6 protein-coding genes, 1 tRNA gene and 2 pseudogenes are annotated in these 8,280 nt (G+C 67.4%); 6 read left to right on the forward strand and 3 right to left on the reverse strand.

The features are described from left to right. Positions 1–151: 151 nt before the first annotated feature. The 4 genes from ACH5A8_RS33110 to ACH5A8_RS33125 all read left to right on the forward strand — a co-directional run bounded on the left by ACH5A8_RS33110 (position 152) and on the right by ACH5A8_RS33125 (position 2,712). Positions 152–847 carry a hypothetical protein gene (locus ACH5A8_RS33110; protein ID WP_399007695.1) on the forward strand — a complete coding sequence of 232 codons (696 nt, stop codon included), beginning with the start codon at positions 152–154 and terminating at the stop codon, positions 845–847. 203 nt (positions 848–1,050) lie between these two features. Then, positions 1,051–1,818, forward strand: coding sequence for a transposase (locus tag ACH5A8_RS33115; RefSeq protein ID WP_399007703.1), 768 nt, complete (start codon positions 1,051–1,053; stop codon positions 1,816–1,818). Between the two features lie 299 nt (positions 1,819–2,117). Next, positions 2,118–2,192, forward strand: a tRNA-Trp gene (locus tag ACH5A8_RS33120). Positions 2,193–2,472: 280 nt separating this feature from the next. After that, positions 2,473–2,712, forward strand: a complete 240-nt coding sequence (locus tag ACH5A8_RS33125) for a hypothetical protein (RefSeq protein ID WP_399007696.1) — start codon at positions 2,473–2,475, stop codon at positions 2,710–2,712. A 472-nt stretch (positions 2,713–3,184) separates the two neighbouring features. Here the strand turns inward: ACH5A8_RS33125 and ACH5A8_RS33130 are convergent, their stop codons facing one another. Then, positions 3,185–3,592, reverse strand: a complete 408-nt coding sequence (locus ACH5A8_RS33130; protein WP_399007697.1) for a DUF6416 domain-containing protein — start codon at positions 3,590–3,592, stop codon at positions 3,185–3,187. 949 nt (positions 3,593–4,541) lie between these two features. Between ACH5A8_RS33130 and ACH5A8_RS33135 the strand changes: the two are divergent. Then, positions 4,542–5,579, forward strand: a pseudogene (locus ACH5A8_RS33135) (serine/threonine-protein kinase); the annotation flags it as partial. Positions 5,580–5,794: 215 nt separating this feature from the next. On the opposite strand, the gene ACH5A8_RS33140 reads toward ACH5A8_RS33135, so the two are convergent. After that, positions 5,795–6,217, reverse strand: a complete 423-nt coding sequence (locus ACH5A8_RS33140) for a hypothetical protein (RefSeq protein ID WP_399007705.1) — start codon at positions 6,215–6,217, stop codon at positions 5,795–5,797. On the opposite strand from ACH5A8_RS33140, the pseudogene ACH5A8_RS33145 reads away from it, so the two are divergent. Beyond that, positions 6,171–6,660 (forward strand): annotated as a pseudogene (locus ACH5A8_RS33145) (transposase family protein); the annotation flags it as partial. The gene ACH5A8_RS33140 and the pseudogene ACH5A8_RS33145 sit on opposite strands and share 47 nt — an antisense overlap. A gap of 7 nt (positions 6,661–6,667) precedes the next feature. Here ACH5A8_RS33145 and ACH5A8_RS33150 read toward each other — a convergent pair. Further along, positions 6,668–7,429, reverse strand: a complete 762-nt coding sequence (locus tag ACH5A8_RS33150; RefSeq protein ID WP_399007698.1) for a hypothetical protein — start codon at positions 7,427–7,429, stop codon at positions 6,668–6,670. Positions 7,430–8,280 lie beyond the last annotated feature (851 nt).

The raw sequence follows: 8,280 nt of genomic DNA on the forward strand, positions 1-8,280 counted from the left end.
CAGCGTTGTCAAGGTCGTTCGTGCAGGGGCGCGTTCCACCTTGATGCCCCTGAACCACGCCTGCTCCACGATGTGTGGGTCGACGGCGGTCGGGATGGGAGCTGGGGTGAGTGGTGGGTGAGGGAGGAGGCCCGCAGGCCACACTTGGGCCGTGACAAACAACGATGGCAGCGGGGCAATCGACCCCTGGGCACTCCTCCTGGAGACGGACTGGAGCAGCGTCGACCACTGTTGCCCCAACTCAGCCCCGGCGACCCCCGTGATTCTGGCAGGGCTGCTGGATGACGACGAGGATGTTCAGCGGACCGCCGTACACGACCTCTGGCAGGCCGTGACCCATCAGAACAGCATCTATGGCGCCACCGCCCCAGCCGCTCGTTTCGTTATCGCCATCCTTGGTCACCTCCGAACAATGACCTTGGGGGTCTACCTCCACGAGGAACGTCGCCGGCCTATGCGCGCAGCACTCCTTCAATGGCTAGGTGACCTCGCTGACGACGCGACCCTCGACGAAGACGGCCCTGGCGAACCTGACGATGTCGCCGCCGTGCGTGCCATCCTCCCGCTGGTCTACGAGGCGGCGCAGCCGTTCCTTGATGATGCAGACCTTTTGATCCGGGAAGCTGCGGTGCACGCGGCTGCGATGACGCTCGCCGCGCCTGAGCTGGCCGTGCACATCCCGAAGCTCGTGCCGCTGGTACGCAGCACGCTGAGCACCAGCGAGTACCGGGGGTACCGATACCTTGCTGAGCGGTGCCTCGTGACCTGGGGTGTGGAGCCAGGTCCCCTACCCGACCCGCGGATCTCATGTCTCGAAGACGGCTACTCCGACGACCCGCCATTTTGAAACCGGCGATCGGCGGGACAGCGGCACTTGTCAAGACCGCGTACGACGGTTGACACCAGCGACTGACACCAACAAGCGCGAACAGCAGCGGTCGACGTTGGACCTCAGTGGACGGTCTGCCGAGGAGCAGGAACGGTTGGCTGACGTCGTCGACCCTAGAGGTTGTCCCGTAACCGGTGGGGCGGTTGGTGCGTTGGCTGGGCATGGGTGGGGTGATCTCAGCGGATGAGCCGAAGTGGATCGAGCCGTTCTTGGGGCTGACCGAGTCGCAGTTCGCCAGGCTGGTGGCGTTGGTGCGGCGCCCGGGCGGTGACGTGCAGCGCGGCCGGCCGTGGCGGCTCCCACCAAAGGACCGGGTGTTGCTGGTGGCGACGTATTGGCGCACGAACCTCACGTTGCGGCAGGTGGCGCCGTTGTTCGGGGTCTCGAAGTCGGCGGCCGACCGCATCCTCGATCACCTCGTGCCCTTGCTGGCCATCTCGCCGGCCCGCCGGCCGCGCAAGGACACCGCCTACATCGTCGACGGCACCCTGGTGCCCACCCGCGACCGCGGCATAGCCGCGTCCAGCAAGAACTACCGGTACTCGACCAACGTTCAGGCCGTCATCGACGCCAACAGCCGCCTGGTCGTGGCGATCGGCCTGCCACTGCCCGGCAGCCGCAACGACTGCCGGGCGTTCACCGAGTCCGGCGTCGACCGGGCCTGCCGCGGCACCCCGACCATCGCCGACGGCGGCTACCAGGGCACCGGCCTCCTCATCCCACACCGCAAACGACGAGGCCAGACGCACCTCACCCCGCAACAGGAAGCGGAGAACGCCGTCCACCGCCGGGCACGCGCCCGCGTGGAACACGCCCTGTCACGGCTGAAGAACTGGAAGATCCTGCGAGACTGCCGCCTCAAGGGCAACGGCGTGCACCAGGCCCTGCTCGGAATCGCCCGACTCCATAACCTGGCCCTCACCGGATAACCCAGACCCCATACGGGACAACCTCTAGGTGATCGACCTGATAAGGATGAGGCCCAGTCGCCGGTGGCGGTACAGCAGTGAGGTACAGCAACCGAGCCAACCGCCGGTGACCGCCGCGGACCGTTAGCGTCCCTACGACCAGCGCACGAGACCTCAGCGACCGCCCCGCCCGTAGTTCGCATCGAGGGGGCAGCCCGTCAACTTGCCCCGATCGTTGAGACCCCGCCAACTTAGCGGCGCTGGGCATACCGAAAGCCGGGTCTGTCCCGACACGCGATGGGCTAGCATCCCCGCCGGGCGAAGCCGTAGCGCAGAGGTCGTCGCGCGCGGTCTCCAAAATCGCGAGGACGCCGGTTCGAATCCGGCCGGCTTCGCCCGTGCCAACCTTGCTCCTTGAGGCGGTACTCACATGACGCAGTAGCCGACGGCAATAACCGGCAGCGTTGACGGCAACGACAGCGGACGTTAGCGGCACTGTGCGACCCAGCACGGTAGCGGCAGAGCGCCAGCGGGCCATTTCCCCCTAGGGGTGGCGGTCAGGCAAGATGGGGTGTTTCTTCCAGCCGGGCAGCGGCTTGTCAGGCATCTTGGGGGGTTTCAGTGTTCATCGCAGTGCCAGACGGTCATGCCCCCGTCTACCAACTTCAGACGAGCGTGCTCACCCTGATCTTCGGCATCGCGTTCATCAGCGTCGGAAGAATGCTTCGGCGGAATGGTCGGCTGCCCGGCCCTCTAGATGTCGGGCAGAAGATCTCAGGCTCGCTGATAGCACAAGAGGGCAAGAGTGCCGGCGTCGTCAGGCTGGGCGCCGTCATGATCGGCTTTGGCTGCTTCCTCCTCTTCGGCACGGTATGTCTCGTACTCGGCGCGACGGGTGTTTGGGGTCCGGCATGACCAGCGGCGCCGTGGTCTGCCCCGACTGCAGCCAACTTATGGAGCCAGCTGGACTCGTGCTCTCTCGACGGGAAAACGACGGCCAACGAGCCTGCCGATCGTTGTGGAAGTGCCTCAGTCGACACGTCTGGTGGCGCTGGGCGGACCGGCCGGAGGAGCCTTTGGATGCCTGCCCGGTGCCACGTCTGTTCCGTGACATCCGCCGCTGACATCAACGACCCTGGAGCGACGACACACGGCAGCCACATATGGCGCCGGTACACGAGGCGGGCTCACACTAGGCCGAGGAGGGATCGAAGTCCTGATGCGGTGCTCACGCGCGAGCGCCCTCCCGGGCCGTCCTCGGGCCGTGGAAGGGCGCTCAATGGTGACCAACGTCGACAGGTGCCGACAGCTCGGCAGCAGGTCAGGGCGTTGATCCGTCAGGCGGCCGCAGGTCACGGCCGCCGTGGGTCAGTTGTGGCTGTGCAGATCACGCAGCGCCGAGCTGAGCGGCGAGGAACACCGCTGCCACCGAGGGGCGGACCGCGTACGTTGCGCCCGCGCTCCCCTTAGGGGCCTCCCACCAGTAGAACGGAAGGCGCCGCCCACTCTTGCTGTGAGCCTTGCTCATTCCGGACAGTACACCTGCCACACGCCGCGCCGGATCGCCCTCATTGGGGCCGCCCAGGACCTTGTCCACCAGTTCCGTGGAGTGGATCCCCCGGCCAGGATTGCACAGCAGATACTCGAAAACCCGCCGGGCCTGCGGCGCGAGTTCGGCAAGGAACACCGAAGCGCGCTCCAGGTCCTCCGGGCCCCATTCCGGAGCACCGTAGTGCCCCGCTTCGCCAGAGTGTCCAGCCCATCGCAGATCAACCTCAGACAGATACTCCGTCATGCCGGCCCCCAACAGTTAGTCCCCAGCGTGTGTGGTTCGCACACTGTGTGTCGAATCCGTGTCGAAGTTCTATCAGCGCACAGCTCAGTTGAGGAAGAGTCGCAGGTCGACATAAGGAGGGGACTCAACCTGCGAAGCACCTTCTACTGAGGTTGAACTTGTGGCCCGTGTCATGAGGCGTGCTTCCCTGCGTGCGGCATGCCCCCGTCCGCGTGGTTTCGCGATGTGTTGGTTATCCACAGCCCACGACCGTCGTTGGATCGAAGTGGGACCCTCGCGGAGAGCCGCATGCGCCGCACCGGCGGTGCGCGGCGGGGCGACAGGAGGAAGCACCGCGACGACGCAGCCGACCATCACCGACCTCGACGCCGCCCTGGACGACAACCAGGCCGACCTCGTGCTCTCCGCCGCCTGGGACACGCTCGACGCCGTGGGACGACTGGCGGACGCCCTCACTCTCGACGAGGGCAGCGACGAGATGCAGGCCATGCTCGTCGGCATCAAGTGCGTGGACGGACGCCGCTTGCTGCCGCCCCCGAGAACGGCCGGTCCTTTACCACCCCGTCGCCGGGCCCTGGCTCGGCCGAGCTCGAGCCCTACGGGGCGCTGCTGCGCCACGTCGACATGGCACTCCGTCGGCTGGCGCGCGTACCGGAATGCGCGGACGACGCGGAGCAGCTCGGCATCGCGACCGGTCATGCGGCGGCCGCGGCGGGTCTCCTCATGACCGTCCGGCAGGAGGGTGGCGGGGCCTGATGACCGTCATGCTCGGAGAGCTCTACGACGTCCTTCACCACCGCCTCGACCGGGTCACGTCCGCCAGTCTCCCCGAGGACGATCCCTTCGGGCAGGCCCTCGCCCTGAAGCAGCTCGACACACTGGGCCTGTCTTACGCTGCGGTCGTCTGCCTTGACCTGCCGCTTGGTGGGGAGCAGGACCAGCCGGCAGCATGGTTCCGCCTGGACGCCGGCACCTGGAGGAGCTCAGTCACGGCGGCATGGGTGACGTGTGGCGCGGCTACGACGCCGTGCTCGACCGGCCCGTCGCCGTGAAGCTCATCCGGCAGGCGTCGGTCACCTCCCCGCAGCTGGCCGAGGAGTTCGCCAAGCGCTTCCGCCGCGAGGCCCGCATCACCGCGCGCATCCAGCACCCCGGCGTGCCGCAGGTGTACGACGCGGTGCTCGACGCGTCGTACGAGCGGCTGTTCCTGGTGATGGAGCTCGTCGACGGCGTACCGCTGACCGCCTACCTCGACCCCGGCCAGCCGCTGCCGGTCAGCTGGGCGGCCGCCGTCGCCGCCCAGGTCGCGACCGTGCTGTCGTACGCGCACGACGTGCCGGTGATCCACCGGGACCTCAAGCCGGGCAACATCCTCGTCGCACGCGACGGCATCGTGAAGGTCCTCGACTTCGGCATCGCGGCGATGCTGCGCACCGACGTCACCAAGCTGACCGCCACCGGCAGCCCCATCGGCACCCACCAGTACATGTCGCCCGAGCAGGTCCGCGGCGGACGCATCACCCCGCAAACCGACCTGTACGCGCTGGGCTGCGTACTGCACGAACTCCTCAGCGGACGCCTGGCGTTCGAGGCGGAGAGCGAGTACCTGCTGATGTACCAGCACGTCAACGCCGCCCCCACCCCGCTGCGGCGGCTGCGGCCCGACGTCCCCGAGGAGCTGGAGGAGCTGGTCCTGCACCTGCTGCGCAAGGCGCCCGAGGCGCGGCCCGCCGACACGCAGGAGGTGTACGCGCGGCTGCTGCCGTTCCTCCCGCCGCCGGGCGGGGAACCCGGCGCGGCCGACGCCGGGCCGGCCGGCGCGCCCGACCCGACGGGCGTGTTCCGTCGCCCCTTCGCGCCCCGCGCCCGCGCCCAGACCCCCGCCCCCGGTGGTCCGGCGCCGACAGCCGTCCTCCCGGGGGCCCAGCCGGTGCCCGTCCCCGCGCGGCTGCGCGAGGACATCAAGGAGGCGTACGCCCACTCCGAGACGCGGAAAAACTGGCTGACACGGATCCTGACCGCAGCATCCCCGCTCTTCTGGCCTTGATCGCCGACACCGACCTCGGCACCGTGGACAACCTCGGATACCGCGCAGACGCCCTCGTCCATCTGCTCAGCAGAGGCGGAAGCGCAGCGGCCGCGGCATGGTGGGTGATCAATACCTCCAACCCCTGGCGTGAGATGCAGCGGGTTTACTGGCAGTCAGACCAGTACACGGCTCCCGGGCAGCGGGAGCTGACCGAGGATGAACGACGGCAGGAACACGTCGCTGCTCTCCGGCACCTCGTCGCGTCCTCGGACCTGCAGGACGACCTCCGCTGGCCGGCCATCGGTGAGCTGATCAACGAGAACGGGCGAGAAGGATACGAGGCCGTCAAGAGCCTCGCCCCTGACATCGACATCGCGAACCTCGCCATCGGAACCGGCGAGGCGGACGATGTCAGCACCTACGGCGTCGCCCGCTGGGTCGCAGCCGACCAGGATCAGCCGGCCGAGGTGCGTGTGAAAGCGGCAGCGTGGCTCCTCGATGAGGGCGCATGGTCCGCATGCGGTTGCGGACGCGCTACGAGATGTGCCCGTCGGCCTGGGCGAAGGAGACTTCGTCATCGTCGACGGCACGCTCATCCCCATCGACCGTATCGCCACGGACGAGCCGTACTACTCCCAAAAGCACCGAAAACACGGCATGAACGTCCAGGTCGCCGCCCGCCCGGACGGCACCCCACTCTGGTTCTCCCGTGCGACACCGGGCCGCACCCACGACCTGACCGCGGCCCGCCCACGGCATCGTCCAGGCCTGCCTGACCCGGCAGATCCTCGTCTTCGCAGACCGCGCCTACCAGGGTGCCGGCGCCACCTTCCGCACCCCGTACCACCACTACAGCGAACAACCCGAGCACTACCAGTAGTTCAACCGCGACCACGCCCGCCCCCGAGTTCCCGGCGAACGCGCCTTCGCCCAACTCAAAACCTGGCGGTTCCTGTGACGAGCCCGCTGTTCCACCCGCCGCATCGGCACAGCCGTCCAAGCCGTCCACACCCTACTGACCTGCACATACTCAGGATGAAAACGGTTCACTCAGTGGTGTGGGCGGCGGCGTCCAACAGTTTCGATTGGGCGTTGACGAGATCGCTTGGGATGCTTGCCGGTTTACCGATGGAGTCGGACGTTGTTTTGTAGATCGCCAGCGTGGAACCGTGACGTATGGCGGTCACGCTGACGGGGGTCTTCAGGACTTCTTCATCGGGCAAGGCGTCGTCATCGGGTGTCAGGATCAGCTTGAGGCGGAACGCGATCCCGTCGTCGCCCTGTGACGGTGCGTTGGTCGCTTCGATGTCTTCGTAGGTCGCCCTCATGGGGCCTGCCGTGTACTGCTTGCAGGACTTCAGGGCCGTGCGTAGTTCGCTGAGCACCCGAGCGGTATCCGCCGGGTGGTACGAGACCAAGGTGAGGATCGCGCCGCGGCCTTCGCTGTCCACGGTGCGCTGCACGCTGGCGGCGGGGGTGTAACCGCTGGCGCCGTCCACTGCGGCGCTGACCGGTGCGCACAGGGAGGGACTGGTGTTCGTGCGGCGTGCGGCATGGATGACGCCGTTTCCGACACCCTCCGTGCCCATCCCGATCTCTTCCACTCGCACTCCGGGGAGGTCGTGAGCGTCCACGACGGCGTCTTCGAGCTGCTGCTGAGACAGCACGCGCGCCTCGTGTTCCGTGGCCGGGCTGGCCTTCGCCTTCGCCGTTGGGGTGCCTGCGTCATGCCCGCTGTCGCAAGCCGTCACGCTGATGGCTATCAAGGTCACAGCCGCCAGGTGTCTTCCCCCTATGGCGCCGCTCATGGTCCCTCCCCTTTGTCTGCACAGTGACGAGGAACGTTACGACAGGTCATCGGCTGCGGGCACCACAACCGGAGACCGGAATCACGCAGCAGAAGCTGCAGGACCCCTCTCTCACCTTGCGGGGGCGCCGCAGTTTTCGTGGCTGGCCGCGGTTGGGGCGGAACCCCCTTGCCCCCTGGAGCGGCCTACCGCGCGCCAGGTTGTTCAGCTCGGTGATTGCGGTCCCTGCGTGCAGTGCTCACGCTTGCCCGTCGTTGGAGTCCCGTTCGCTGTGGGCGAGGCGCTCGCTCTAGTACTGCAACGGTCTTTGCCGTGACGGGTGGCCAGCTCCGTCGTTGTTGTGGCTATGGGTGGGGACCTTGCTGATGTCAGGTTGTGGGCGGGTGAACTCGAGGCGGTGCATGAGCGGTTCGTGCGGGGTGCGAGGTGCCCCATGTCCCGCTGGTAGGACCGCAGGACGGCGAGTTCTCCTTCCGCCAGCGCAGCATGGCTTGGTAACGCTCGGAGGTGGGGTTGTTGGTGTGCCGAGTGTTTGTTGGCCTGCGGTGTTGTGGGTGTGTTGAGAGAGACGGGGTGCACGGTTCCAGCGGGTAGTTCGGGGTGTGAGCTGGCGTTGTGTCGTGTGCGCTGAGTGGGGATCGGGCTCGTTGTGGGTGTCGCTAGCGTGTAAAGGCTCGTTTGGTGTTTTTGCTGGCCAGCGCTGTTTCGCCTGGTGGGGGTGGGGTTAGCGGCTTCGGGTGCGGGGGCGGTGGTGGGTGTGAGTGGGCGTGTTGGTGGCATTGGGTGGGTGTCAGCGGGGTTGGGTGCTGGGTGCCTGGTCCGGGGTTTTGTGTGGGGATGGGTTCGCTGTC

The sequence above is a fragment of the Streptomyces sp. NPDC018610 genome (assembly GCF_044391765.1).
Taxonomy (GTDB): domain Bacteria; phylum Actinomycetota; class Actinomycetes; order Streptomycetales; family Streptomycetaceae; genus Streptomyces.

Coding starts and splice junctions, on each gene's coding strand:
- ACH5A8_RS33115 (WP_399007703.1), top strand. CDS start 1,051: ATGGGTGGGGTGATCTCAGCGGATGAGCCGAAGTGGATCGAGCCGTTC.
- ACH5A8_RS33130 (WP_399007697.1), bottom strand. CDS start 3,592: ATGACGGAGTATCTGTCTGAGGTTGATCTGCGATGGGCTGGACACTCT.
- ACH5A8_RS33140 (WP_399007705.1), bottom strand. CDS start 6,217: ATGAGCGTGCCGTCGACGATGACGAAGTCTCCTTCGCCCAGGCCGACG.
- ACH5A8_RS33150 (WP_399007698.1), bottom strand. CDS start 7,429: ATGAGCGGCGCCATAGGGGGAAGACACCTGGCGGCTGTGACCTTGATA.